Raw genomic sequence first — 26995 nt, forward strand, 5'->3', positions numbered from 1 at the left:
TGCGGGAACAAGGGCCGGCGCTCACCGCAGCAACGTTATCTTTCGCACTCGGGGTAAGGGGGACGCATGTTGGATCTGACACAGGGCCGTATGGCACGCCGGATCGCGCCGGTCATTTTGCTGGTTGGCCTGGCCGCCTGCTCCAAGCAGGAAGAAAAACCTGCCGCCACCGCGGGCACCACGCCAGCGGCACCGGCCACCGCGCCGGCACCTACGGCGGCCACCGCGGTCTCCCCGCAGGTGCAGTCGATGGCAGCCGATCAGCTGCGCGAATCGGCCACCAAGGCGCTGCAGGACAACCGCATGTACGCCCCGGCCGGCGACAACGCGGTGGAGTACTACCTGGCGCTACGCGAGAAGCAGCCGCAGGACGCCACCGTCAACAGCGCGCTGACCGACCTGATGCCGTACACGCTGATCGCCGCCGAACAGGGCATCAGCCGTGAGGAGTTCCCCGAAGCGCAGCGCCTGATCGCGCTGATCGAAAAGGTCGACCCCAAGGCACCGGCGCTGCCGCGTCTGAAGAGCGGCCTGGAAACCGGCATGAAGACCGCCGCCAACCGCACCGAGCAGGACGCCGAACAGGCCAAGAAGCTGGTTGAAGACAAGGCCAAGCAGGCCGCCGAGCAGAAGCGCCTGGCCGAGCAGCAATCGCGCGAGGCCGCTGCGGCCCAGCAGATCGCCGCCCAACAGGAAACAGCGCGCCAGCAGGCGGCCGAAGCCGAACGCCAGGCCGCCGCCAAGCGCCCGGCCGAGCCGGCACCCACGCCCGCCGCACCACGCCCGGCGCCGGCCGCTGCAGCCGCCGCCCCGGCGGCCGCGTCGCTGCGCCCGATCAGCACCCCGGCCCCGCGTTATCCCCCCGAAGCCCTGCGCGCCGGTACCTCCGGCGAAGTGCTGGTGGAGATCACCGTGGGCACCGATGGCTCGATCACCGCCTCGCGCGTGCTGCGTGCCAACCCGCCGCGCGTGTTCGACCGTGAAGCCCTCAACGCCGTGAAGCGCTGGCGCTTCGAACCGGTGGCCGCGCCGGTGACCACCCGCCGCACGCTGTCATTCAACCCGGGCGGCTGAGTGAGTGGTTGGGTGCTTGCAGGGGCTACGCGCGGCTGAGTTGGTACGTTGGTCATTGTTGATGGCCAATGGTTGATGGTTGCTGACGATTGATGCACTGCACTTCTGGCAAATACCAGGCGCCCAACAAAAAACCCGCAGCGATGCGGGCTTTTTGTTGGCTGGCCATCCGTACCCTCATCCGCCCTTCGGGCACCTTCTCCCGAGGGGAGAAGGATTAAAGCCCCTCTCCTGCGGGAGAGGGGTTGGGGTGAGGGTACGGCGGCAGATTGGACATCACGAACTGCATCGGCAACAGCAACGTTCAATCATTCAACATCAACATCTGTAACAGGCATTCGCACCAACAACCCGTACCCGCATCCGGCGCTGCGCGCCGCCTCCTCCCGACGGGAGAAGGACCATTAGCCCGAAATCGCCAGCCGCTCCTGGTGATATCGACGCACGGCGGCGTACCACAGCACCCCCGCCAGACCGAACCCGGCCAGCAGGTACACCGCCCAGGTCTGCGCGTTGATCTGCTCGTGGCGGATCACCTTCAGCAACATCTGGTTCTGCGCCAGGAACGGCACCGCGAAATGCCACAACTGCGTCTTCAGCGGATAGGCCATCAGCGCGTAACCGGGCAGCATTGGCAGCAGCAGCAGCCAGGTCATGTGCGCCTGCGCTTCCTTCATGCTCTTGGCGGCAGCGGCCAGATAGGTCAGCAGCGAGGTCCCGATGAACAGCATCGGCACCAGGATGAAGAGCATCTGCAGGATCGGCACGAAGCCCACGTTGAGCTGGCGCCCCAGGTTGGAGCTGGACAACTGCGCGCTGAGCTTGAAGGCAAGCAACGTCAGCAACAGCGACACCATGCCGATCACGCAGGCTGCGGCGATCTTGCCACTGACGATCGCACTGCGGGGCGCGGGCGTAGCCAGCAGCGGTTCCAGCGACTGCCGTTCGCGTTCGCCGGCGGTGGCGTCCAGGATCAACGACGCGCCGCCCAGGAACGAGGTGATCACCAGCAGCACCGGCAACAGCATCGCCATCATCTGCCCGCGCTTGGCCTCGGCGGTGGCCAGGTCCTGCGCGGCGATCTCCAGCGGCCGCGCCACCTGCGCATCGATCCCGCGTGCGAGCAGACGCAACGCACCCACTTGCTGGCTGTAGCCGCTGAGAGCGGCCTGCAGGCGCATCGCCGGCACGTCGGCTTCGCGGCGCGTGCTGTCCTTGATGATCTCCACCAGCGCCGGCCGCCCGGCACGCCAGTCGTCGGCGTAGTGCGCACTGATGCGCAGCGCCACGTCCACCTCCTGGTCGCGGATGGCGGTGGTCAGATCGGCCGGCGCGTCCACTGCGTTGAGCCCTTGCGCGGCGAGAAAACGCACCAAATTAGGCGCGTGCTCGCGGCCAAGCACCGGGATGTCCAGCGGCTTGTCGATCTGCGTGCGCACGCGGCTTTCGCTGAGCGCGCCCATGCCCAGGATCAGGATCGGATACAGCAAGGGCGACAACAACAACGCCAGTGCCAGGGTGCGGCGGTCGCGGCCGATGTCGCGCAGTTCCTTGCGCAGTACGGTGCCCAACGTGGCGAAAAATGACATCTTGCTCATGCGTGCAGTCCCTCGTCCGAACCGATCGCCTTGACGAAGGCGTCTTCCAGGTTGTCTTCGCCGGTGGCCGCGCGCAGCTCATCGGCGGTGCCGGCAGCCACCACGGTGCCCTTGGCAATGATGACGATGCGATCGCACAGCGCCGCCACCTCCTGCATGATGTGACTGGAGAAGATCACGCAGCGCCCTTCGGCGCGCAGCTGCTGCAGGAAGCCGCGCATCGCGCGCGTGGTCATCACGTCCAGCCCGTTGGTGGGTTCGTCCAGGATGACGTTGCGCGGGTCGTGCACCAGCGCGCGTGCAATGGCGGTCTTGGTGCGCTGGCCCTGGCTGAAACCTTCGGTCTGCCGGTCCAGGATGTCGTCCATGTCCAGTGCATGCGACAGCAGGCGCGTGCGCTCGGCAATCTGCGTGCGCGACATGCCATGCAATTGGCCGAAGTAGGCGATGTTCTCGCGTGCGCTCAAGCGCTTGTACACGCCGCGCGCATCCGGCAACACGCCCAGCGCGCGGCGCACCGCGACCGGGTCGTGCGCAGCATCGACGCCATCCACGCGGACGCTGCCCTGGTCGGGCGTCATCAAGGTGTAGAGCATGCGCAAGGTGGTGGTCTTGCCGGCACCATTGGGGCCGAGCAAGCCGGTGATCTGGCCATCGGCGGCGTTGAAGCTGACCCCGTTGACCGCCTTCACCAGGCCGGTCTTGGTCTTGAAGGATTTGTGCAAGCTGTCGACGACGATCATGCGTGCGCCTCCGTGGCGTGGTCGGTGCGGCTCATGGTTCCCATCCGTTGAACGAGGTAAACGCGGGCACATCGGTCAGGCTGTCCACGCAGCGCGCGTCCAGGCCCTTGGCATCGGCGGTCTGCAGGAATTGCCCCAGCACCTTGGGCATGCAACCCAGCCGGAACACACCGTGGCTCTGCCCGGGCGCGATCAGATGCCGGCCGTTGGGCAGGCCTTGCAGCACACGTGCGGCGTAGCGCGGCGGGGTCACCGGATCGAGCTGGCCGGATAACAGCAGCACCGGCAGCGTGGAGCGGAATGGCGCAAATGCCGCCGCCGGAGTGGGCTTGGACGGCCATGTCTTGCATGCTGCGAAGAACATCTCCGCCACCTGCGCGCCCAGCAAGGTGTCGTCCTGCGCAGCCGGCGCGCGATAGCGCCCCGCATCTTCACTGCACAGCACCGACCACTGCATCGGGCGATTCATCTGGTCGGCCATGTCCGAGCCGCTCATCTGCGCCAGCGCCATCAACGACGCGTAGCGCCCCGCAGCGGCTTCGTCCAGCACCAGCGGCAGCAGCGAGGCGGTTTCCGGCGCATACGAAAACCCGAACGCCAGGGCGGCTACGGTATCGGCGTTGACCTCCTGGTGATGCAGTTCACCGGTGCGTGGGTCGCGGTAATCCACCGGTGCCGGCGCCTGGCGCAGGCGCTCCACCACCTGGCGCAGCTGGGTGCGCGTGTCCACCGGGAAACGCTTGGCGCAGGCTGGCTGCGCCTTGCATTGGGTGGTCTGCAACGCGATCGCGTCTTCAAAGGTGCGCGCAAATTCGCCGCCAATGACCAGATCGTTGGGGGCCACGCCATCGAGCACCACGGTGCGGGTGTGCTGCGGGTAGCGCGCCGCGTACTGCTGCGCGACGCGCGTGCCGTAGGAGCCGCCGATCAGGTTGATCTGTTGCGCGCCCAGCGCCTCACGTACCGCATCCAGATCGCCGATGGCTTCGCTGGTGGTGAAATAGCGCGGGTCGGCATCGTTGCGCAGCCCTGCAGCACAGCGCGCCGCATAGGCGCTCAGCTGCTCGGAGGTGGCGGCACTGTCGTTTTCCAGCACCAGCGGCGTGCCGTCCGCATCGCGGCATTCCAGCGGATGCGAGCCGCCGGTGCCGCGCTGATCGACCAGAAAGATGTCGCGTTGCTTGCGCACTTCGCGCAGGCCCATGTCGACGATCGCCGCCACCTGCGTAGCCGATTGCCCGGGCCCGCCGGCGATGAAGAACACCGGGTCCGGCGCGTGGCTGGCGCCTGCGTCACTTTCCAGCCAGGCGATCTTGAGCGCGAGCTTGCGCCCGTTCGGCGCGGCCGGATTTTCCGGTACCTGCAACTGTGCGCACTGCGCCTCGATGTTGCCGGCGGCGCTGCCGGAGCTGAGCGTGCATGGCGAAAACTGCAGGCGGCCGTAGGCATTGCCCGCCCCCGTGGTGGACGCGGCCTGCCCCTTGCCCGTGGCCGCCACGGCGCCCTCGCCCGCGCGCTGGCAGCCGCCCAGCGCCACTGCCAGCGCAAGCACCAGCGTCATTGTCCTGACGTGCTTTGCCATTCCCGCTGATCTCCGTGTGATCCATGGTCCTGTGACGCTGCATCCGGCCCGACGTGACCGTTGCGGCTACTGCCCGTCTTCAAACAGGAAGACGTGCTCGATCGATTCCCCAAACAGACGCGCGATGCGAAACGCCAATGGCAGGCTGGGATCGTACTTGCCGGTCTCCAGTGCGTTGATCGTTTGCCGCGACACGCCCAGCTGCTCGGCCAACTCCCCTTGCGACCAGCCACTGGCCTCGCGCAGTTCCCGCACGCGGCTGTTCATTGGTAGCGGCGCGCGTTGACGCCCTTGGTGATGCCGTAGGTGGCGCACAGGACCGGGAACACCCACAACATTGCGACCGTGGCCGGGATGTCGATCAACTGCGCCGCCTGCAGGAACCCGCCGGTCATGTACGCAGCACTCACCAGCCCGGCAGCGATGGCGATCGATTCCAGTTCGATCCGCCGCTGCATCTCGTCCGAATCACGCACGAAGCGCGCCACCGCACGAATCACCAGCATCAACAACAGCGCAGGCAACAACGCGATCAGCGTGCGCGCCCAGTGCGGCCCCACGCGCGCAAGAAGCGTTGGCCAGCACAGCATCACCGCCACGTACAACAGCATCGGGATGCCGAATTCACGGTAGTAACGCCGCGCCAGCGCCGGCACTACACTGTCGCGCATGCCGCCGGGTGACAGCCACAGCATCAGCGCCATCAACAGGCCCGCCGCCCCCATACCGACGCACAGGCCAATCAGATACTGGCCCAGCGGCAGCACCCGCCAATACCCAAGTGCACCGCCGCCGAGCAAGCTCAGGCTGATGCCCAACGCCACCAGTGCACTGCGTTTGCAGCCGCTCATGCGCGTTGCGCCTTTCCGGATGTTGCGTGCAATTGCAGTGCATCAGCGTGCGCGTGGTTGCGGCGACGCGGTGCTGCCGGAGGCACTGACGCCCAGTGCGGTGGGAGGTGCTGATGCATGCGACATGCCTGTCAAGTTCACTTGACAGGCACAATGCGCGGCACCGGGCGGACTGTCAAGCGTCCTTTACATGTTGCGCGGCTCGGCAGGCGGCGCATGGGCGTCCTGGCTGCCATGGATCACGGATTGGTGGAGCACGCGCCAGAGCTGAGCGTTGCGGGTCCGGGCATGCACGAATTCGACGTGGGAGCGGCTTCGAGGCGATCGTGACGTCCCGAAGACGAGGGAATATCTCCGGAGCCGCCGAGTCAAAACCTTCTGCCCCAGCGCCGCAGCGCGCGTGCCGGCAGCGATGCGATTGATGAGTCGTTGTTCGCGGCCACGCGATTGCATGCAACGCTTCAATCGGTGCATGCAGCGCGCGCCGCGCTACTTCAAATACGTCTTGAGAATCGCCGCCACCTCGTCCACGGCCTGCTCGCGCGTGCCGCGCGCGTCCGGTGCAGCGACATGGTGCTGCAGGTGCTCGGTCAGCAGCTCCACCATCAGGCCTTGCGCAGCACCGCGGAAGGCGGCGACCTGGGTCAGCAAGGCGGTGCATTCCACATCCTGCGCCAGCGCTTTCTCCAGCGCCTCGACCTGCCCGCGAATCTTGCGGACCCGCGCGAGCAGCTTGGATTTGTCCTGAGTTAGATGCGCCATGCAGATACCCCCCAGGGGTATTTCGGATACCATCGGGGGGTATCTTAGTCAGGCCGCCTCGCCCATGTCGAACACCCCGCCCCTCCCGCACTGTGCGCAACCGCAGGCCTTTGTGGGTGGCAACCCGCTTGCCGAGCGCAGCACCCGCAAGGCGGTCGTGCTGACCGCGCTGATGATGGTGGTGGAGATCGTGGGCGGTTGGGTGCTCAACTCCATGGCCCTGCTTGCCGACGGCTGGCATATGAGCTCGCATGCGCTGGCACTGGGCTTGGCGTTGTTCGCCTACGCATTCGCGCGCCGCCACACCCGCGACGGGCGCTTCGCGTTCGGCACCTGGAAAGTCGAAGTGCTGGGCGGCTACTCCAGCGCAATCCTGCTGTTGGGTGTGGCCGGGTTGATGGCCTTCCAGTCGGTGGAGCGGCTGGTCTCGCCCAAACCGGTGCATTACCCGGAAGCCACCGCGATCGCGGTCGTCGGCCTGCTGGTCAATCTGATCTGTGCGTGGTGGCTGCGCGATTCGCATGGCCATGCGCATCACCATGATCACGCGCATGGGTATGGACATGCGCACGGACATGGACCACATGGCCACGCGCACACGCACGGCCACAGCGATCTGAACCTGCGCGCGGCGTATCTGCACGTGGTGGCGGATGCAGCCACCTCGGTGCTGGCGATCGTGGCGCTGGTGGTCGGCATGCGCTGGGGCGTGACCTGGATGGATCCGCTCATGGGCATCGTTGGTGCGGTGCTGGTCACCGTATGGGCCTGGGGGCTGTTGCGCAGCACCGGCCGGGTGTTGCTGGATGCGGAGATGGATGCGCCGGTGGTGGAGGAAATCCGCGAGGTGATCGCTGCACTGCCCTACGCCGCACGCATTGCCGACCTGCATGTGTGGCGCATCGGCACAGACCGCTACGCCTGTCTGATCAGCCTCGTCACCGAAGCCACCGTCGCCGCAGAAGCCATCCGCGCGGCGCTACAGATCCACGAAGAACTGGTGCACATCACGGTGGAAGTGCAGCGCCCCGAGGGCGCTTCTGCAGCGGTGTAAGACGCGTAATGCGCCGTGCGATCGCGCATGGCAGCAGTGCATCGCCCATCGCCGTGCAACGTGCGCTTGAGCGCGCTTTTCAGCGGGCGCAGCAGTGCGTGCGCAGCCGTCACACGTGCACGAGTGCGCTACGCTTGCGCATCACTCATGCCCGGGAGCCGCGATGCGCTTGACCCTGTTACTGGCCACCACGCTGGCATGTTGCACGGCAACCGCGGCCTCGGCGCAACCTGCCGCGCAACGCGAGATCCAGTTGGACATCGCCAGCGCCGGCGCATCGGTGGATCGGTGGATCGGTTCTATGCGCTGTCGGTCGGCTCGGATTTTCCAGGCACCTTGATCCGCGACGACACCCAGGCGCATCTGCTGCCCGCAGTGCAGGAACTGGGCTTTCGCTACATCCGCTTCCACGACGTGTTCCATGACGTGCTCGGCACGGTCAAGGAGGTCGATGGCACGCTCGTGTACGACTGGACGCAGCTGGACAAACTCTACGACGCACTGCTGGCCAAGAAGATCCGCCCATTCGTCGAACTGGGCTTCACCCCGACCGCCATGAAGACCTCCGAGCAGACCCTGTTCTACTGGAAGGGCAACACCTCGCATCCGGACCCGGCCAAGTGGACGCAGCTGATCGATGCATACGTGCGCCACATTCGCGCACGTTACGGCGCGGATGAAGTCCGCCAGTGGTATTTCGAAGTATGGAACGAGCCCAATCTCAAAGACTTCTGGGAGAACGCCGACCAGCAGGCCTACTTCGATCTGTACGCCAACACCGCGCGCACCATCAAGGCCATCGACCCGCAGCTGCGCGTGGGCGGCCCCTCCACCGCCGGCGCGGCATGGGTGCCGGAGCTGCTGGCCTTCGTGCAGAAAAACAAGCTACCCATCGACTTCGTCACCACCCACACCTATGGCGTGGATGGCGGGTTTCTCGATGAAGACGGCAAGCAGGACACCAAGCTCTCCGCCTCGCCCGAGGCCATTGTGGGCGATGTGCGGCGCGTGCGCGCGCAGATCCAGGCCTCGCCATATCCGGATCTGCCGCTGTTTTTCACCGAGTGGAGCAGCAGCTACACGCCGCGCGATTTCGTCCACGACAGCTACATCAGCGCGCCGTACATCCTGACCAAACTCAAGCAGGTGCAGGGCGTGGTGCAGGGCATGAGCTACTGGACCTATACCGACTTGTTCGAAGAGCCCGGCCCGCCGCCGACGCCCTTCCACGGCGGCTTCGGGCTGATGAACCGCGAAGGCATCCGCAAGCCAGCCTGGTTCGCCTACAAGTATTTGAATGCCCTGCAGGGGCGCAGCCTTGCGGTGGACGATGCGCACACGCTCGCCGCAGTGGACGGCAAGCGCATTGCCGCGGTGGCCTGGGATTGGCAGCAGCCGGTGCAGGCGGTGAGCAATACGCCGTTTTATACCCGCCAGGTGCCGGCAAGCGACAGCAAGGCAATCGTGTTCCGGTTGGCGCATGTGCCGGCGGGTACCTATCGGCTGCAGGTGCGCAAGACCGGCTACCGCCGCAATGACCCGCTGTCGCTCTACATCGACATGGGCATGCCCAAGCAACTTGCTGCAGACCAGCTGACCCAACTGCAGCAGGCCACGCGCGATGTGCCCGAGCAGGACCGCCGCGTGCGCGTGGGCGCCGAGGGTGCGGTTGCGGTCACGGTGCCGATGCGCAGCAACGATGTGGTGCTGCTGACGCTGGAACCGGCAACGCGCTGAGCGTTGCCGCCTCCCTGCCCTGACGCTGCGCCTGCACACATGTTGCAGGCGGCCGCCTCAACGCACCGCGCTCAGGCCGCAGGCTTGGGCGGTGACGCGCTCACGTATTTCTCGCGGCGGATCTGTGCATTCGGCAGGCCTGCCTCGCGCAGCGCCACCGCGCAGGTGTCCACCATGTCCGGGTTGCCGCACAGGTAGGCGATGTCGCCATCGGCCGTCGGCGCGAACTCGGCCAGATGTTGCTGCACGTAGCCATGCCGTACGTCGGCATGCGGCTGTTCGGGCAACTCGCGCGAGAAGCACGGCACGTAGCGGAACTGCGGATGCGCATCGGCAAACGCGCGGAAATCATCGCCGTACAGCAGCTCAGCGGGCGTGCGTGCGCCTTGCAGCAGCACCACCTCCAGCCCACGGCTGGCGATTGCCTCGGCCAGCAGCGGCAGCATCGAGCGATACGGCGTCACCCCGGTGCCGGTGGCGATCAGCAGGTAGCGCCGGTTGTGGTCGCCCGGCAGCAGGCAGAACTTGCCGTAGGGGCCGCTGGCCTGCAGCTGGTCGCCAATCTCCAGGCCCTCGAACAGCGCGGTGGCCGAGCCGCCGGGTACGAAACTCACCGCGATCTCCACCGCCTCGCCCGGTCCCAGCGCGTGGTCGTGGATGGTCGCCAGCGAATAGCTGCGCTTGGCATCGGTGCCATCGGCGTACTGGAAATGGATCTGAATGAACTGCCCGGGCTGGAAATCCAGCGGCTGCCCGTCATCACGCAGGAACTGGCAGTGGGCCACGGTGGGCGCGAGCATGCGCCTGTCGACAAGCTTGAGGGGGAATTGAACGGGCACGAACGGATTTAGGACAGTCTGTGATCGGGGCGAACCCCCACGGGCTTCTATAATAGCGGCTGCAACTCGCTGCGCCGTCACGCTGACGCGAAGGACCATCTTGAATTCCCCATCTCCGACCGCGGCACCCGCCCTGCGCGTGTGCGACCTGCGCAAGACCTACGACAACGGCACCCAGGCGCTCAAGGGCGTGTCGCTGGACGTGGCGCCTGGCGACTTTTTCGCCCTGCTCGGCCCCAACGGGGCGGGCAAGTCCACCCTGATCGGCATCATCAGCTCGCTGGTGAACCTCTCGCAGGGCCAGGTCGAGGTCTTCGGCACCGATCTGGTCCGCCACCGCAGCGATGCGATGCGGCTGATCGGCCTGGTCCCGCAGGAAGTGAACTTCAACCTGTTCGAAAAGCCCTTCGACATCCTGGTCAACTACGCCGGGTTCTACGGCATGCCGCGCGAGCAGGCTGCCGCCCTGGCCGAGGCCGAGCTGCGCCGCGCGCATCTGTGGGAAAAGGCGCAGGTGATGAGCCGCACGCTCTCCGGCGGCATGAAGCGCCGCCTGATGATCGCGCGCGCCATGATGACCCAGCCGCGGCTGCTGATCCTGGACGAGCCCACCGCCGGTGTGGATATCGAGATCCGCCGCGACATGTGGCGCGTGCTCAAGGAGATCAATGCCGCCGGCACCACGATCATCCTGACCACCCACTACCTGGAAGAGGCCGAGCACCTGTGCCGCAACCTGGCCATCATCAACCACGGCCAGATCGTCACCCAGGGCCCGATGCGCGAGCTGCTGGCCAAGCTCGACGTGGAAGGCTTCCTGTTCGATATCGATGGTGAGTTGCCGGCGCAGCTTCCGGTGATCGAAGGCACCACGCTCACCGCGATCGACGGCCATACACTGGATCTGGACATGCCGCGCGCGATGGACCTCAACCGCGTGTTCGCCACCCTGGGCGATGCCGGCATCCGGGTGCGCTCGATGCGCACCAAGAGCAACCGGCTGGAAGAATTGTTCGTCCGTCTGACCGGGCCTGGCGACACCACTGTTGCCACGCCCCCTGCTGCAGCGGCGCCAGCGCGCCCGGCAGGCCACCCATGAGTTCCCCGGAGCCTTCGATGTCTGCTGTCCCCGCTACCTCCCGCCAGCGCAACTGGGTTGCACTGGGCACCATCGTGCGCCGCGAAGTGCAGCGCATCCTGCGCATCTGGGGCCAGACCCTGGTGCCGCCGGCCATCACCATGACGCTGTACTTTTTGATCTTCGGCGGGCTGATCGGCTCGCGCGTGGGCGACATGGGCGGCTACACGTACATGCAGTTCATCGTGCCGGGCCTGGTGATGATGAGCGTGATCCAGAACAGCTACGGCAACATCAGCTCCAGTTTCTTCGGCGCCAAGTTCGGCCGCCACGTGGAAGAACTGCTGGTCAGCCCGATGCCCAACTGGGTGATCCTGTGGGGCTACGTGGCCGGCGCGGTGCTGCGCGGGGTCATGGTGGGCGCGTTGGTACTGATCATCGCCATGTTCTTCACCCCGGTGCGCATCCCGCACCCGCTGGTGACGCTGACCACGGTGCTGCTGGGCGCGACGATCTTCTCGCTGGCCGGCTTCGTCAACGCGGTGTACGCCAAGAAGTTCGACGACGTGGCCATCGTGCCCACCTTCATCCTGACCCCGCTGACCTACCTGGGCGGCGTGTTCTATTCGGTGAAGCTGCTGCCCGGCTGGGCCGAAGCCGCCACCCACGCCAACCCGATCTTCTACATGGTCAACGCGTTCCGCTACGGCCTGCTCGGCAGCTCCGACGTGCCGATCTGGGTGGCCTACGCGCTGATGCTCGGCTTTGTCGCGGTGCTGAGCGCGTTGGCGCTGTGGCTGCTGCGGCGTGGCGTTGGACTGCGGAGCTGATGGCGCAATTCAGCGACTACATCGTCTTTGTCGATGAGAGTGGCGATCACGGGATGGCGAGTATTGATCCTGCCTTCCCATTGTTTGTGCTGTCGTGCTGCCTGATCAGCAAGCGCGATTACATGGCAACCGTTGTGCCTGCGATCCAGCGGATCAAGTTCGCGACGTTTGGCCATGACGCCGTCGTGCTGCATGAGCGCGAGATCCGCAGGGATATCGGGCCGTTCGCAGTGTTGCGTGATCGCGACAAGAAACAGGCACTTCTCGATGCGCTGACAGACGCATTGGCGCTGGCGCCGATGACGATCTTTGCCGCTGTGATCGACAAGCGCCGCCTTCAGGATCGCCAGCGCGGTGAAAACCCGTATGAAATCTCGATGCGCTTCTGCCTTGAGCGGATGTATTACAAACTCAGCAAGCAGGGACAGGTGGCGCAAGCGGGAGAGCCGTTGACCACGCACGTGCTGTGCGAGGCACGTGGGCGCAGCGAAGACCAGGATCTGGAATTGGCGTTTCGCCGGATCTGTGGGGGAGACAATTTCTCTGGCATAGAGCTGCCATTCGATCCGGTGATCTGCGACAAGAAGAGCAATGCGATCGGGCTACAACTTGCGGATCTGATCGCTCGCCCCATTGGCGTGCGGCAGCTGCGACCGGAGCAGCCAAATCGCGCCTGGCAGGTGATTGAGCAGAAACTCGACAAGAATCCGGCAGGTCGTTACCTGGGCTATGGCCTGAAGTGTTTCCCATAAACAAAAGGCCCCAGCGAGTCCGCCAGAGCCTGATGCCGACCGAGAATCCCCGATCCGGCTGAAAGCTTAGCACCGTGTCCGGCATGTACCAAACATCACACTGAACGGAGATCCTATGCGCATTCTGATCCTCGGTGCCGGCGGCACTGGCGGCTACTTTGGCGGGCGGCTGGCGCAGGCTGGCGTGGATGTCACCTTCCTGGTGCGTGACGCCCGTGCGGCGCAGCTGCAGGCGCAGGGCTTGCGCATTCGCAGCCCCCTCGGCGATGCCGATCTGCCGGTGGCCACGGTCACCGCGCAGGCGCTGCCCGCGCTGGTGGCGCAGCAGCCGTTCGATCTGGTGATCCTCAGCTGCAAGGCCTACGACCTGGACAGCGCGCTGGAGGCGATTGCGCCGGCGGTCGGCGAGCACACCACGGTGCTGCCGATCCTCAATGGACTGCGCCATTACGCGGCGCTGGACGAACGCTTCGGTGCGGCCCACGTGCTTGGCGGGCTGTGCTTCATCAGCGCCTCCAAGGGCGCCGATGGCGAGATCCTGCACCTGGGCAAGCCGGCCTCGCTGACGTTTGGCGAGCGCAGCGGCGAGGCGGCCTCTGCACGCGTGCAGGCGTTTGCCGCCGCCTGCGCGCAGGCCGGCATCGACCATGTGGCCAGCACCCAGATCGCGCAGGAGCAGTGGATCAAGTACAGCTTCCTCACTGCGCTGGCGGCGGCGACCTGCCTGATGCGTGCGCCGGTGGGCGCGATTGTGGCCACCGACGACGGCCGCGCCTTGATCAACGGCCTGTACAACGAATGCCTGTGGGCCGCCGATGCCGCCGGCCAGCCGATTCCCGAACCCGCACGCGCCAAGGCGCTGCAGACGCTGCTGCAGGTGGACTCGCCGCTGAAGGCCTCGATGCTGCGCGACCTGGAGGCCGGGCAGGATGTGGAAGCGGCGCAGATTGTCGGCGACATGCTCAAGCGTGTGCGCGAGACCGGGCGCAACGCGCCGCTGCTGATGGCGGCGAATGTGCATCTGCAGGCGTATCAGGTGTTGCGGCATAGCTGAGGTTGTTGGGGTGTGCGGGGCGGTTGTTGGGCTGCGTGTAAACCGTACCCCCATCCGCCCTGCGGGCACCTTCCCCCGATGGGGGAAGGGTTGTAGCGCTCTGGGTCGATGTCGATACGTCGAGGTGGCGTTGCGCATCACTGCACGTGAAGCGCTGCCATGCGCGGCGCGCGCTCAAGATCGGCATTGCCATTGCCTTCGCGCCGTAACGACGCGATGCACACGATGCTCTGCCTCCCTTCGCCCGTGTCGCCTCCGATGAAACTGCTCAGCCACCTGTTCCGTGCCGGTCACTTCGTGATCCTGGCGTTCTTCGTGCTGTGCGCCTGCGGGCTGGTGGGCATGGCCGCGCTGGAGCTGTGGCATGGCTTCACCCCGGGCGGCGACATGGTGGTCCGCGACCGCTTCAACGTGGTGTTGGAAGCCATCGGCCTACTCACCGTGGCCTTGGTGACGCTGGAACTGGGCCAGACCATCTTCGAAGAAGAGATCCTGCGCGACGTCAAGGTGAGTGGCCCCACGCGCGTACGCCGTTACTTGTCGCGCTTCTTCGTGGTGATCGTGATCGCGCTGGCCATCGAAACGCTGGTGTCGATCTTCGAGCTGATGCACGACGACCCCGCCAAGTTGCCGTATGCCGCCTCGGTGGGCTTCTGTGCCGGCCTGCTGCTGATTGCCTGGGGCGTATTCGTCAAACTCAATCGCAGCGCCGAAGAGCTGGAACCCGAAGCGATGGCCGAAACCAAGCGCGAAGACAACGAAGTGCAGGAGTAAGCAAGGCGATTACCGCGGATGCATTCGCCAGATCGGCACGGCTGCTAGGCGTCTAGATCGGCCACGCGTCAGTGCGGTGCTTGCCGGCGTTCCGCACATGTCTTGCGACACCGTGCACATGGTGTTCGTCACGCTGGGCTCCCGGCGCAACAACACGACAGCGTCGCAAGGCATCACCGCACCTCGTTGGTGTTTAAGGTCGCGTAGTTGCAGCGGTGGCCTTTGCTGGCATCAGCAGCCGCATTCCCTCGCTGGATTCATCGCCGCCGCGCGCCAGGGGCGTCTGCCTCAGTACGATCGGTGGGCGGCGCTCGCGAGGCGACAGCAATCTGATCGATCCCGCCTTGAGCGTGGTGATGCTGCCTGCCGCATCGCCACGGCCCACCGGTTGGCCACTGCTGCGGGGCTGGTCGGCAGCAATGGCCTGCGCAACCTCGGCTACCACACCCCAGACCTGCACGCGGTCGCCGCTGCGCACACGGGTGCCCAAGCGCAGGGTGAACTCGCCCTCGCCGGGCATCCCGATGCCGGTGTCGTAGCCCTGGTCGAGCACGAACAGCGCGTCGGAGGTGGCGTCCACGCCATCGCCTTCGTCCTGCACGAACCAACCGATCGGCCTACTGCGGGTGCCCTCGCCCACCGTCTCGGCGACTTCCTGCGCAAGATCGTCCTCATCGCCGGCCAGGCTGCGGGTCACGATGCCTTCGATGCGCACTTCTTGCCCCAGCAGCGGGCTGATGGCACCCGCGCCCTGCACGCGACCGATCAGCACACGGTCCGCGTCCATCGGCACGACGGCCTGGTCACTCTCGCCCGGCAGCGGCAAGCGGCACGCACTCAACACTGTGAGCACCAGCAAGGGTGCTCCCCAGCGCACGCGGTGGCGGTGTTGCATCACTCGACTTCCTTGTGGAGACACTGCAGCGGGCCGTTGGCTGCATCGCCAACGGCGCGTGGTTCGACGCTAGGCTGCTGGCAGCGCCGGCACCGAGGTCGGCTTGCCGTCGTCGCCGAGCGCGATCATCACGAAGTGGCCGCGGGTGCACAGTTCGCGTGCGCCGCTGAGCAGATCTTCGGCGATCAACTCCACTTCCACCTTGATCGAACTGCGCCCCACCGAGACCACGCGCGCGATGGTCTCCACCATCTGCCCCTGGCGGATCGGCAACTTGAAATCCACCTGGTCCGAGCGTGCGGTCACCACGGTGCGGCGCGCATAGCGCGAGGCGGCCAGGAACGCGGCCTTGTCCATCCACGCCAGCGCCTGGCCACCGAACAGCGTGCCCATGTGGTTGGTGTGGTTGGGGAACACGATCTCGGCCATGCGCGCTTCGATCGGTGGAGGGGTCTGCGGGCTGTCGGACATCGTGGGATCCAGGAAGAAGGTGGAACAAACGGTGCGCGGGCGATGCGGCCGCGGCGGCTGTGTGGCATGCACGCATTCGACATGCCTTGCGTGTCGAAGCACAACGATAGCCTGATCCGCGCGATGTGCAGGCGACGGCGCTACGCAATGCGAGGCATTCGTGCTGTCTGGGCTTCGTCACGACTGCGCTGCGGCTGGCGGCTGCGGCTGGAGCACGAACAACCACACGCGCTGCGTGTCACCACATGCCAAGCCGGGGTGTCGGTGCAAAGGTGCAGCGAATGCAGCGAATGCAGCGAATGCAGCGAGAGCGTACGCGGGACAAGCACCCATCGGCTGCCGCGGCCGGGTCCGCTCCTACGAGAGCGGATTCCCCACTAGCGTCGGGTCACGCGTTGCGTGCACAAGCACGCGCCGCACCAGACCTCGCTCAAAGGCTGGTCTTGACCGCGGTTTCCACCTGCGCCGGCGACTGGAAGCCGGGCAGGCGCGCCACCTCGCTGCCGTCGCGGTACAGCGCCAGGGTCGGCGTCTGGCGCAGACCCAGATCGCGGAAGAATTCCTCGCCCACCACTTCCAGCTTGACCTTCAACAAGGCCACGCCGGCAGCGGCATCGCTGGCGGAGAACTTGTCCAGCGACATGTCGAGCATCTTGCAGCCCGGGCAATTGTCCTTGTAGAAATCCACCAGCGCGCGCGGATGCGCGGCGAGGACTTCGGTGTAGTGCTCAGGCGACGTGACGGTAATGGTCTGCATCATGGGGATCGTTCTTGCATTGGGCCAGAACCTCGTCGGTCCAGGCGGCGATAGCGTGCGCATCACGCACGCCGTGGGGCATCTGTTCGATGGTCAAACGCGGAAACGGGCTGGCGAAGAACTGTGCGATGCGATGCACCGCACCGCAAAAATAGTCCTCGCCCCACTGCGTTTCGCCTGTGCCGAACACGGCCACCTGCGGTGGCTTGCCCAGCGTTTCAACCAACTCGACGATAAAACGTTTCATCTCCGACGGCGTACGCCCGCCGTTGTCGGTCCAGCTGCCCAACAGGAACAGGTCGTACTGCCCCGGCGCATGCGGCACCTGTTCCAGCCGCTGCACATCGGTCTCCAGCCAGGTCACCGTGTGCCCGGCCGCCTCGCAGCGCAAGGCCACACTGCGCGCAACATCACGCGTGTTGCCGCTCAACGATGCCAGGGCGAGCAGGATGTTCATCATTCGGGAGTTACTTGTCAGACTACCAATTTCAACTCTTCGAGCCTAATAGCCATAGCCTCATTACTCACGCCAAAAAAATCAGACAAAGAATTAAAATTTCGCCCGTTGAAATTAGAAGCGCTTGCCAGATGCCGAGAAACATGACGAAGTGTTGGGAAAAATTCTTCAGCCTCCCACAAAGGCCGCCCCATCAAAGCAACAGAAGTCTGCTCATTAAGCACGAATGGTCCAAGGAAGCGCCAACCAAATTCTTCACACACAAGCCGTTCTGGCATCAAAAAAATCGTTGCAAACGCGTCGGCTTCGCGCTCGACTGGATTTCGTCCAATCTTCGTCCCCTTGAGCGGACGATCGCGATGAAGCCCAGAAAGATGTGGATGAAGCACAGCGTGCCCAATCTCATGAGCGGCAGTGAAGCGTGCGACACTAGGCTCTATGTCTCGAGCAAGCTTAATAGTTCGACTCGACTGATCAATCAAGCCAGCTACAGCGATTTGGCTGCGACCTTGCATCATCCAACCAAGACTTGGCACTTCTTGAAATCCATAGCCAAGTATTTTAGCTGCGAATTCTGGACATAGAACATCGATTGGACGAACACTAGAACCAAGCCCAAACTCATTCCTTCTCACCCAGAGATCACGATGGAGGCCGCGCACAGCAAGCTTAATAGACTCTTCGCTGGGAGCTCTATCGACTTTGACCTTACGCCTTACTTCCCTATCAGCATAGCGATAGGGGTTTTGGTGACGAGCAAGCTCTCGTGCGCCTTCCAGTTCCTCAATGTGAGCATACTGATTACCAAGCAGAATCCTGCTTGCACTGATCTCTCGGTCGATTTTGTTAACCATGATTACCTCAAGGTAAGATGAGAACAGGCAAACTTTTAAGCAAAATCTAAAAGAGCTACATCCAACTCACAGATCGTCGAACCCATTATCCGAATTGGTCTTCTTGTACGAAGCATTACGCATTTCGAAGAAGTCGGTCTTGGTTTCGGTGAAGTTGTCGGCGTAGGCCTTGATCCACGGCATCACGTTGTCGTTGGCGCCTTCGTACAGCTTCTCGATGCCGAGCATGCCGGCCATCTTGTTGGCGCGGTACTTCACGTAGCGGATCATTTCGTCGACGTCGATGCCGTCGATGCCGTCCAGCACTTCAGCCGTCCACACCGTTTCCAGGTCGATCGCGTGCTCGAAGGCCTTGTGCACGTAATCGGTGAGCTGGTCGCCCTGCAGCGCCTGGTTCTCGCCGATGATGGCGCGGATCAATTCGCTGATGAACTTGGAGTGGGCCAGCTCGTCGCGGTTGATGAAGCTGATGATCTTGCCGGTGCCGGTCATGCGGTTCTGGCGGACCAGATTGTAGAAGTACGCAAAGCCGGAATAGAAGTTGATGCCTTCCAGGATCGAGGACTGGATCAGCGCGCGGATCAGCGTTTCGGCCGTCTTGTCGCGCATGAAGTCGTCGTAGGCGCCCATGATCGGCGCATTGCGCTTGATGATGGTCGGGTGCGTGCGCGCGATCTCGAACACGCGGTTCTGGTCGGCCAGGCCGGTGATGGAGGCCAGCACGTAGCTGTAGCTCTCGTTATGGATCACTTCCTGCTGGCCGATGATCGCGGCATTGGCATGCGCGGCCGGGTCGGTGATGTATTCGGCGACGTTGTAGATGAAGCGCGTCTGCGGCGAATCCAGCGTGGCCAGCAAGCCGATGATCGAGTCATAGGCATTTTTCTCGCGCGCCGAGAGCTCGTTGTACTGGCGCGCATCGCCCTTCATGTCCACTTCGTCGGGGATCCAGAAGTTGGTCGACAGCTCCTTGTACGCCCGATAGAAGGACGGGTACGGAATGTCGTTCCAGTTGAGGATGCCGGACGTGGAGCCATTGATGATGGCAGTGGAGCGATTGGGGTGACGCGGCTCCAGGATCTTGATGCGCTCAAGCGGTGTTGCGGACATGGGTCTTTACTCGTCTTTCAGGCGTCGCGCGTCCACATGGGAACGGCGACAGCAAAATCGTGCTGGAGAAAAGCCCCCCTGAGTCAGGGGGGCGCGCCGAAGGCGCAGGGGTGTGGATGCTGATGAGCCGGGGCCCGCGGTTCGCAGGGCGAACCGTGGGGAGCTAAGCGCGAATGCGCTTAGCTCGAACACCACTCACATTCACTGATATCGATATCGTTGGAGCGCACGTAGTACGTGGTCTTCAAGCCTTCACGCCAGGCGGTCATGTGCAGATCCAGCAACGTACTCGCACGGATGGTGCTGGGCACATAGAAGTTGAAGCTGATCGACTGGTCGATGTGGCGCTGGCGACGCGCGTTCTGGCGCACGCTGGCGAACTGGTCGACCTTGTAGGCGCCCTTTTCGTAGTACGGCCACGTGTCCAGCGACAGGCCGGGCGCGGCCACGGGGCGACGGAAGTCCTTCTTTTCTTCGTAGTAGAACGCGCTGTAGATCGGGTCGATCGACGCGGTGGAGCCGGCGATCTGCGCGGTGCTCATGTTCGGCGCCACGGCCAGCATCCAGGCGTTACGCACGCCGTTGACCGCCACCTGCGCGGACAGCTCCAGCCACTGCGGGCTGTTGTAATCGCGCGCACGGAAGTACTCACCGGTATGCCAATCGCTGCCGCGGAACACGCTGTAGGTGCCCTTTTCCTTGGCCAGCTCCATGCTCGCCTGGACGGTCAGGTAGTTGATGCGCTCGTACAGCTCGTCGCTGTAGTCCTCGGCTTCCTTGGCATTCCAGTGGATCGCCTTCTGCGCAAGCAGGTGATGCCAGCCGAACGTGCCCAGGCCGATGGCGCGGTACTTCTGGTTGGTGATGGTGGCCTGCGGCACCGGCAACTGGTTCAGATCGATCACGTTGTCGAGCATGCGCACCTGGATCGGGATCAACCGCTCCAGCACGTCGGCGCCCAGCAGATCGGCCTGGTCGGCCTGCACGGTGATCGCGCGGCCCAGGTTGATCGAAGACAGGTTGCACACCACGAAGTCGCCGGCCTTCTTGGTGGTGACGATCTGATTGCCGCTGATGATTTCCTGCATCATCCGCGTGGGGCTCATGTTCTGCAGGATCTCGGTGCACAGGTTGGACGAATAGACCATGCCCTCGTGCTTGTTCGGATTCTTGCGATTGACTTCATCGCGGTAGAACATGAACGGGTTGCCGGTTTCCAGCTGGCTGACCATGATCCGCTTGAAGATCTCGATCGCCTTGACGGTCTTGCGGGTGATGCGCTCGTCGGCAACCACTTCCTCGTACTTCTTGCGGAAGCTGCTGTTGGCGTCGCCCTTCTTCTCGTCATAGAAGTCCTGCAGGTACCAGCCCTTGATGCGCTTGACTTCATGCGGATCGAACAGGTACCAGTCGCCGCGGCGCTCGACCGCTTCCATGAACAGGTCCGGGATGCACACCGAGGTGAACACGTCGTGCGCGCGCAGACGCTGGTCGCCGTTGTTCAGGCGCAGATCCAGGAACGATTCGATGTCGCGGTGGAAGATGTCCAGGTAGACGGCGATGGCGCCCTTGCGCTGGCCCAGCTGATCCACCGACACGGCGGTGTTGTTGAGCTGCTTGATCCACGGCACCACGCCGCCGGACGAGTTGGACACGCCGCGGATCGCCGAGCCCGACGAACGCACATAGCCCAGGTACGCGCCCACGCCGCCGCCGTGCTTGGACACGCGCGCCACGTCGGTGTTGGAGTCGTAGATGCCCTGCAGGCTGTCGTCGACGGTGTCGATGAAGCAGCTCGACAGCTGCCCGCCGACCTTGCCGGCATTGGCCAGCGTCGGGGTTGCCACGGTCATGTACAGGTTGGACAGCGCCCAGTAGGCCTCGCCCACCAGCTGCATGCGGCGCTCGCGCGGCTTCTCGTCCTGCATCAGGTACAGGGCGATGGTCAGCCAGCGCTCCTGCGGCAGCTCGAACACGCCGCGCGAGTTGTCGGTGGCCAGGTAACGGGTGGCCAGCAGGTACAGGCCGTTGTAGGCGAACAGCGTGTCGCGCTCGGGCGCGATCATCTTGCCCGCCTCGATGAGCTCTTCCTTGGAATAGCTCTTGAGGATGTCGTTGGAATAGACGTTACGGTCGGCCAGGCTTTCCTGCAGGCCCACGAACGAGCCGTACTTCTGGCCGGCGTCGTAGAAGCGGTTGCGGCTGGCGCGCTTGTACAGGCGGCGCAGATACAGACGCGCAGCGAAGTGCTCCCACTCCGGGGTGGTCAGATCGACGCGGGCCTCGGCCTCGCGGATCAGGTGGTCGACCAGGTCGTCGGCGTTGACACTGTCCTTGCGCTCGACGAAGCCGAACACCGAGCGCTTGTAGTCGCCCACGTCCAGCTGCGGGAATTCGGCATGGATCTGGTCGATGGCGCGCTCCAGGCGCGCCGGCTCGAACGGGATCTTGCGGTTGCCGGCTTCCTTGGTGATCCAGGTGGAGACGGTTTGTTCTTCGATGGTCTGTGCGTGCATTGCAATGGCTTGGCGGGGGGGCGGCACGACGTCCGACGGGTCACTCAACTCCGGGTGTGCGGGGCTGGGCACGGTCACACTGGCGGGAGCGCTGGTGGGTGCAAGGGTACCGGCGGCGATCGCGGCAAGGGTGTCGTTGGTGGTCATGCGTCCTCCATGCGTAGGCACACGGACCCGCCTGGGGACGGGGTGCGGCCGGATCCGGATTCCCTGGACAGCGATGGCGGTGCAAGGCGCGCAGCACGCAAGACCTGTGGTCCGCGGCGACATCGCCCTCACCCGCCATCTCCTCACCGGAGATTCCACGGCCGCCACCGCGCGGTGTGCTGTCGCGTGGTGGTCGGTGGCGAAACAACCGCAGCGCACCGGCCCCACGCAGTTCGCTCCACGGCACGGCCCTGGATGACTGAATGAAACCGATTGCGGCTGCGGCGAGGAGGCTCATCAATCGCGGGATGCCCGCTGATTGTGCTCTTTCAGGTCCGGCCGCTTTGGGCGGCCAACCACCGACTCCCCCAAGATAGTGGGGTGCTCCCGAGGGGTCAACACATAATGTGGGAAAAACCCGCAAACCCTTGTGGCGCAAAAGCGCCATCTGACGAACGGTCGTTTCGGCGCGCCCAACTGCCCAATCCGAGTGCGCAGTCAAGGCCTGGAGCGGCGTTTTTGCCGACTGGTTGGGTTCGGTTAGGTCAGCCGCGGCACAGGCCGATGCTGAAGCTGGTCACAGTTGGGTGTGGCTATGTCAAGCGTCACCGCAGGCTTGGCGGCTTGCGCTGACGAGTGACATGCCCGCTGCACGCGCTAACCCTTCTCAAGCCAGGGAGCGCCCTAGATAGACATCGACCCGGGCGGTGGACAGACAACGGAACGGTGTCAGGTGGCCAGCCCAGCGTGGGGAGGAAAATTCCCCAACTGCCGCATCAAGACGGGAAGCGGCTTGCTCTACTGGGCATTGCGGTCGAGGGCTCGGTGCCCCCGCCGCTCGCGGGACACTCCGTGAACCCGTCCCTGGGGGCTCGGTGGCGGCATCCATGCCGCCACACGGTCCCGCAAGCGGCGAGGACACCGCACCAGAGGGTTGGTCGGTCGCTTCTTTTATGAAAGCCATGCACACCGACGTTCTCGACTGGTCCTTGCCCGCCCACCGTCGCGGGACCTTACGCGGCATGGATGCCGCGTAAGAGCTTACAAGGACGTACTTGCAGCGTGTCCCGCGATGGTGGGCGGGCAAGGACCCTGCAGCCAAGCCACAGAAGGAGCGGCGCCGGTCCGTCAGCAGCACCCATCCGACAGCCACGAAGGCGCTCCGTAGCCGCTTTTAAGCGGAGCGCGGCCCGTGGCGGGATCAGATCTCGGTCGGGCCGATGTGGTGGCGCTTGCGGTAGCGGATCGACGACCACACCGAGGCGGCGATGAAGGCCACGCCGATCAGGCCGGTCAGCACTTCCGGCACGTGGTAGACGGTACCCACCAGCATGATGATCGCCAGCACGCCGATGGCGTAATGCGCGCCGTGCTCCAGGAACACGAACTCGTCCAGGGTGCCCTTGTGCACCAGGTAGACGGTCATCGAGCGCACGAACATCGCCCCGATCGCCAGGCCCAGCATGATGATCACCACGTCGCGGGTGATGGCAAAGGCGCCGATCACGCCGTCGAACGAGAACGAGGCGTCCAGCACTTCCAGATACAGGAAGGCGGCAATGCCCGAGCGCTTGGCCGGGCCCATGCTGCCGTCTTCGCTCTCTTCGGCCTCGAACAAGGCATCCACGCTACCCACCAGCAGATACAGCAGGATGCCGCCCAGCCCGGCGAACAGCACGCTCTGGAACACCGCATCGGGCAGGAACAGCTTGGTGCCCAGCAGCACCGACACCGCCACGATTACCGACATCGCATCGGCCTTGCCCAGCTTGCCGACCAGCCGCTCCACCGGCCCGAGCCAATGCAGCTTGCGGTCCTGGTCGAACAGGAAGTTCAAAAACACCAGCAGCAGGAACATGCCACCGAAGGCGGCGATGGACGGGTAGTGGTCGGTCAGCACCTGGCTGTAGCGGTCCGGCTCCTTCAGCGCCATTTGCATCACCGGCACCAGGCCCATGCCGGTGGCCACCGACACGATCACGATCGGGAACACCAGGCGCATGCCGAACACGGCGATCAGGATGCCCACGGTGAGGAACAGCTTCCGCCAGAACTCGTTCATGTGCTTGAGCACACCGGCGTTGACCACCGCGTTGTCGAACGACAGCGACACCTCCAGCACGCTCAGCACCAGGCACAGCCATAACGCCTGCCAGATGCCCATCGACGAGGTGTGACCCCACCAGGCCGCCAGGCCCAGGCAGATCGCAGTAACCAAAAACGACATTCTGAAATCGCGAAACATTGACACTCCCAGGCGGGCCGAGACGACAGCCGGACGGCGACACCAGGGCAAGGCCTGGCCGGTCCGGCATGCGGTGGAGGATGGGGGACCGCGGCGTGACGGGGAGTCAGGCCGGGCGTGGCTCGCCCATTATAGGGAGTGTCACCGCCATCAGGGTCGGGTCGTCCGGATCCGGGCGCACGCCGAAGCCCAGGCTCTGGCACATCGCCAGCATGGTGCGGTTCTCGCGCAGCACCTGGCCTTCGATCAGTTTCAGGCCCAGCCAGCGCGCGTACTCGATCATGATGCGCATCAGCTGCCAGCCGATGCCGTGGCCCTTGAGGTCGGAGCGGATCAGGATGCCGTACTCGCCACGCGCGTAATCGGCGTCGGCATGCAGGCGCACCGCGCCGAGCATGTCGCCGGTCTTGGGGTCGATGGCCACCAGTGCGATGGAGCGCGCGTAGTCGAGCTGGGTCAGCCGCGCGATGAATTCGTGGCTGAAATGCTTGACCGACTGGAAGAACCGCAACCGCAGGTCTTCGTCGGTGACCCGGGCGAAGAACGCGCGGAACAGGGCGTCGTCTTCGGGCCGCACCGGGCGCACCAGCGCGTGCGCGCCATCGCCCAGCGCGATGCGACGCTCCCATTCCTTGGGGTACGGAAAGATTGCAAACCGCGGATGGCCGCGGCCCTTGTGCAGCTTGCGCACCGGCGCCACCGCCACGCGCGCGTCCAGCGCAATCACGCCCTCGCGGTCGGCCAGCAGCGGGTTGATGTCCAGCGCGGTGATTTCGGGGATGTCGGCGGCCAGCTGCGCCAGCTTGACCAGCACCAGCGCCACCGCGCGCTCGTCGGCGGCCGGCACGTCGCGGTAGGCCTTGAGGATGCGCGAAACGCGGGTGCGGCCGATCAGTTCGTGGGCCAGGCGCAGGTCCAGCGGTGGCAGCGCCAGCTCGCGGTCGTTGATCACCTCCACCGCGGTGCCACCACGGCCGAACACGATGGCCGGGCCGAACACCGGGTCATCGGCAATGCCGGCGATCAGTTCGCGCGCCTTGGGCCGCAGCACGGTGGGCTGCACGATCACCCCTTCGATCAGCGCATTGGGGTGGGCGGCGCGGGCACGCGCCAGGATGCCGGCCGCCGCCTCGCGCACCGCTGCCACGCTGGACAGGTTCAGGCGCACGCCGTCCACGTCCGACTTGTGTGCAATCTCGCTGGAGAGCACCTTCAAAGTGACCGTACGCCCCATTGCCAACAATGGGTCGGCCAGCAGCGCGGCCTCGTTGGCGGTGGCGGCCACCTGCACCGGCACGATCGGGATGCCGTAGGCGGCCAGCAGGCGGTTGGTGGCGACCGGATCCAGCCAGCGCTGGCCGGCGGCCAGCGCTTCGTTGACAACCGCTCGGCCGACGCCGGCATCGACCACGAAATCTTCCGGCAGGCTGGGCGGGGTTTCCATCAACGCCGCCTGCGCCTCGCGGTAACGCACCAGGTGGGTGAAGCCGCGCACCGCGTCCGACTCGGTGGCGTAGGTGGGCACGCGTGCGGCGTTGAGCGCGGCGATCGCCGCGTCGTCCTGGCCCAGCCACACCGCAAACACCGGTTTCTCGCGCTGGTAGCGGCTGCGCTGTTCCAGCGCGCGGGTCAGCGCCTTGGCCGCATCGGCCGAGGAGGTGAAGGCGGTGGGCACGTTGACCACCAGCAGCGCGTCGTTCTCCGGATCGTCCAGCAACGCTTCGATCGCGGCCGCATAGCGCTCGCCATCGGCGTCGACAATGATGTCCACCGGATTGCTGCGCGACCAACCTTCGGGGAGCGATTGATCCAGCCGCTCCAGTGTCTTGGCCGACAGCTCGGCCAGGGTGCCGCCGCGCAGCAACAGCTGGTCCATTGCCAACTGCCCCACCCCGCCGCCATTGCTCAAGATCGCCAGCCGGCGGCCGGGGAAACTGCCCAGGCGGCCCAGCGTTTCGGCCGCGGCGAACAATTCGTCCAGCGCCCCCACCCGCAACAGCCCGGCCCGCGCGAACGCGGCGCCATACACCGCATCCGAGCCGGCCAGCGCCTGCGCGTGGGTGTCGGCGTTGGGATCAATGCGGAACTGCCGCCCGGACTTGACCACCACCACCGGCTTGGCGCGCGCGGCGGCGCGTGCCGCCGACATGAACTTGCGCGCATCGCCGATGCGTTCGACATACAGCAGGATCGCGCGGGTGCGGTAGTCGGTGGCGAAGTAATCCAGCAGATCGCCGAAATCCACGTCCAGCGTGTCTCCCAGCGAGACCACCGCCGAAAACCCCACCGAACGCGCCACGCCCCACTCCACCAGCGCCGCAGCAATGGCGCTGGATTCGGAAATCAGCGCCAGGTCGCCGGCCTGCGGGCAATGCGCGGCGATGCTGGCATTGAGCCGCGCATGCGGGGCGATCACGCCCAGGCAGTGCGGGCCGAGGATGCGCATGCCCTTGGCGCGCGCCGCCGCTTCCACGCGCGCGGCCGGCGAGCCGGCACCACTGCCCAGGCCGGCAGTGAGAATGATCGCCGCTGCCACACCACGCCGCGCGGCGATGGAGACGATGCGCGGCACGATGCGCGCCGGCGCGGTGATCACCACCAGGTCCGGCACCCAGGGCAGGTCGGTCAACCGTGCCACCGTGCGCACGCCGTCGATTTCGGTATAGCGCGGGCTGACCCAGCCGATCTGCCCGGGAAACCCGGCCGCGCGCAGGTTGCGCACCACCGCGCGCCCGGCCGAGCGATCGCGCGGACTGCCGCCCACCACCGCGACGGTGGTGGGGCGGAACACCTGTTGCAGGTGATACGTACTCAT

Annotated in this window: 23 protein-coding genes and 1 pseudogene; 8 read left to right on the plus strand and 16 right to left on the minus strand. The window is 65.1% G+C overall.

The genetic code is table 11. From position 1 onward, the window contains the following. Positions 1 to 66: 66 nt before the first annotated feature. Complete coding sequence (locus ACD584_RS10960; protein ID WP_115007612.1) at positions 67 to 1074, plus strand: energy transducer TonB; 1008 nt, start codon at positions 67 to 69, stop codon at positions 1072 to 1074. 404 nt (positions 1075 to 1478) lie between these two features. Here the strand turns inward: ACD584_RS10960 and ACD584_RS10965 are convergent, their stop codons facing one another. The 6 genes from ACD584_RS10965 to ACD584_RS10990 all read right to left on the minus strand — a co-directional run bounded on the left by ACD584_RS10965 (position 1479) and on the right by ACD584_RS10990 (position 6610). Then, on the minus strand, positions 1479 to 2672 hold the full coding sequence (locus tag ACD584_RS10965; RefSeq protein ID WP_076035791.1) for an ABC transporter permease: 1194 nt from the start codon (positions 2670 to 2672) through the stop codon (positions 1479 to 1481). Next, positions 2669 to 3415: an ATP-binding cassette domain-containing protein gene (locus ACD584_RS10970; protein ID WP_011039041.1), complete on the minus strand. Its 747-nt coding sequence runs from the start codon at positions 3413 to 3415 to the stop codon at positions 2669 to 2671. Before ACD584_RS10970 ends, ACD584_RS10965 begins: the two co-directional genes overlap by 4 nt. A gap of 31 nt (positions 3416 to 3446) precedes the next feature. Next, positions 3447 to 4997, minus strand: coding sequence for an alpha/beta hydrolase (locus ACD584_RS10975; protein ID WP_076035790.1), 1551 nt, complete (start codon positions 4995 to 4997; stop codon positions 3447 to 3449). A 66-nt stretch (positions 4998 to 5063) separates the two neighbouring features. Then, entirely contained in the window at positions 5064 to 5264 is a 201-nt protein-coding gene (locus tag ACD584_RS10980) for a helix-turn-helix transcriptional regulator (protein ID WP_076035789.1), read from the minus strand. After that, positions 5261 to 5848 carry a hypothetical protein gene (locus ACD584_RS10985; RefSeq protein ID WP_116923862.1) on the minus strand — a complete coding sequence of 196 codons (588 nt, stop codon included), beginning with the start codon at positions 5846 to 5848 and terminating at the stop codon, positions 5261 to 5263. Before ACD584_RS10985 ends, ACD584_RS10980 begins: the two co-directional genes overlap by 4 nt. A 489-nt stretch (positions 5849 to 6337) precedes the next feature. Next, a complete protein-coding gene (locus tag ACD584_RS10990) occupies positions 6338 to 6610 on the minus strand; it encodes a metal/formaldehyde-sensitive transcriptional repressor (protein WP_070693844.1) in 273 nt (90 codons plus the stop codon). A 64-nt stretch (positions 6611 to 6674) separates the two neighbouring features. Between ACD584_RS10990 and dmeF the strand changes: the two genes are divergently transcribed. Together dmeF and ACD584_RS11000 are read left to right on the plus strand one after the other, a co-directional pair. After that, positions 6675 to 7664, plus strand: coding sequence for a CDF family Co(II)/Ni(II) efflux transporter DmeF (dmeF, locus tag ACD584_RS10995; protein ID WP_076035788.1), 990 nt, complete (start codon positions 6675 to 6677; stop codon positions 7662 to 7664). Between the two features lie 163 nt (positions 7665 to 7827). Then, a pseudogene (locus ACD584_RS11000) lies at positions 7828 to 9401 on the plus strand (beta-xylosidase). A 71-nt stretch (positions 9402 to 9472) separates the two neighbouring features. Here ACD584_RS11000 and ACD584_RS11005 read toward each other — a convergent pair. Beyond that, complete coding sequence (locus tag ACD584_RS11005; protein WP_165349500.1) at positions 9473 to 10339, minus strand: ferredoxin--NADP reductase; 867 nt, start codon at positions 10337 to 10339, stop codon at positions 9473 to 9475. Position 10340: 1 nt separating this feature from the next. On the opposite strand from ACD584_RS11005, the gene ACD584_RS11010 reads away from it, so the two are divergent. From ACD584_RS11010 to ACD584_RS11030, 5 genes are all read left to right on the plus strand, one after another. Next, on the plus strand, positions 10341 to 11339 hold the full coding sequence (locus ACD584_RS11010; RefSeq protein ID WP_068574204.1) for an ABC transporter ATP-binding protein: 999 nt from the start codon (positions 10341 to 10343) through the stop codon (positions 11337 to 11339). Then, a complete protein-coding gene (locus tag ACD584_RS11015; RefSeq protein WP_170873844.1) occupies positions 11336 to 12148 on the plus strand; it encodes an ABC transporter permease in 813 nt (270 codons plus the stop codon). The genes ACD584_RS11010 and ACD584_RS11015 overlap by 4 nt, the downstream gene beginning before the upstream one ends. Next, positions 12148 to 12900: a DUF3800 domain-containing protein gene (locus tag ACD584_RS11020; RefSeq protein ID WP_175611470.1), complete on the plus strand. Its 753-nt coding sequence runs from the start codon at positions 12148 to 12150 to the stop codon at positions 12898 to 12900. The genes ACD584_RS11015 and ACD584_RS11020 overlap by 1 nt, the downstream gene beginning before the upstream one ends. A 115-nt stretch (positions 12901 to 13015) precedes the next feature. Further along, the gene (gene panE, locus ACD584_RS11025; RefSeq protein WP_076035785.1) at positions 13016 to 13954 is read left to right on the plus strand and encodes a 2-dehydropantoate 2-reductase; all 939 of its coding nucleotides are present in this window, start codon (positions 13016 to 13018) and stop codon (positions 13952 to 13954) included. Positions 13955 to 14212: 258 nt separating this feature from the next. Next, positions 14213 to 14728 carry a hypothetical protein gene (locus ACD584_RS11030; RefSeq protein WP_014506181.1) on the plus strand — a complete coding sequence of 172 codons (516 nt, stop codon included), beginning with the start codon at positions 14213 to 14215 and terminating at the stop codon, positions 14726 to 14728. 193 nt (positions 14729 to 14921) lie between these two features. Here the strand turns inward: ACD584_RS11030 and ACD584_RS11035 are convergent, their stop codons facing one another. The 9 genes from ACD584_RS11035 to ACD584_RS11075 all read right to left on the minus strand — a co-directional run bounded on the left by ACD584_RS11035 (position 14922) and on the right by ACD584_RS11075 (position 26995). Then, entirely contained in the window at positions 14922 to 15623 is a 702-nt protein-coding gene (locus tag ACD584_RS11035) for a hypothetical protein (protein WP_076035783.1), read from the minus strand. A gap of 69 nt (positions 15624 to 15692) precedes the next feature. Then, entirely contained in the window at positions 15693 to 16094 is a 402-nt protein-coding gene (locus ACD584_RS11040) for an acyl-CoA thioesterase (RefSeq protein WP_011039053.1), read from the minus strand. A 430-nt stretch (positions 16095 to 16524) separates the two neighbouring features. Continuing rightward, positions 16525 to 16851: a thioredoxin family protein gene (locus ACD584_RS11045; RefSeq protein WP_011039054.1), complete on the minus strand. Its 327-nt coding sequence runs from the start codon at positions 16849 to 16851 to the stop codon at positions 16525 to 16527. Beyond that, positions 16823 to 17308: a flavodoxin gene (locus ACD584_RS11050; RefSeq protein WP_076037692.1), complete on the minus strand. Its 486-nt coding sequence runs from the start codon at positions 17306 to 17308 to the stop codon at positions 16823 to 16825. The genes ACD584_RS11045 and ACD584_RS11050 overlap by 29 nt, the downstream gene beginning before the upstream one ends. A 17-nt stretch (positions 17309 to 17325) precedes the next feature. Beyond that, positions 17326 to 18162 (minus strand): ImmA/IrrE family metallo-endopeptidase, encoded by an 837-nt coding sequence (locus ACD584_RS11055; RefSeq protein ID WP_076035782.1) that lies wholly within the window; start codon positions 18160 to 18162, stop codon positions 17326 to 17328. Positions 18163 to 18228: 66 nt separating this feature from the next. Further along, positions 18229 to 19272, minus strand: a complete 1044-nt coding sequence (locus ACD584_RS11060) for a ribonucleotide-diphosphate reductase subunit beta (RefSeq protein ID WP_011270067.1) — start codon at positions 19270 to 19272, stop codon at positions 18229 to 18231. Between the two features lie 179 nt (positions 19273 to 19451). Further along, positions 19452 to 21935, minus strand: coding sequence for a ribonucleoside-diphosphate reductase subunit alpha (locus tag ACD584_RS11065; protein WP_011039057.1), 2484 nt, complete (start codon positions 21933 to 21935; stop codon positions 19452 to 19454). A gap of 1201 nt (positions 21936 to 23136) precedes the next feature. Continuing rightward, positions 23137 to 24180 (minus strand): DUF475 domain-containing protein, encoded by a 1044-nt coding sequence (locus ACD584_RS11070; RefSeq protein WP_011039058.1) that lies wholly within the window; start codon positions 24178 to 24180, stop codon positions 23137 to 23139. A gap of 106 nt (positions 24181 to 24286) precedes the next feature. Next, on the minus strand, positions 24287 to 26995 hold the full coding sequence (locus ACD584_RS11075) for a bifunctional acetate--CoA ligase family protein/GNAT family N-acetyltransferase (RefSeq protein WP_076035781.1): 2709 nt from the start codon (positions 26993 to 26995) through the stop codon (positions 24287 to 24289).

The organism is Xanthomonas sp. NCPPB 2922, from assembly GCF_041520885.1.
Classification (GTDB): Bacteria; Pseudomonadota; Gammaproteobacteria; order Xanthomonadales; family Xanthomonadaceae; genus Xanthomonas; species Xanthomonas campestris.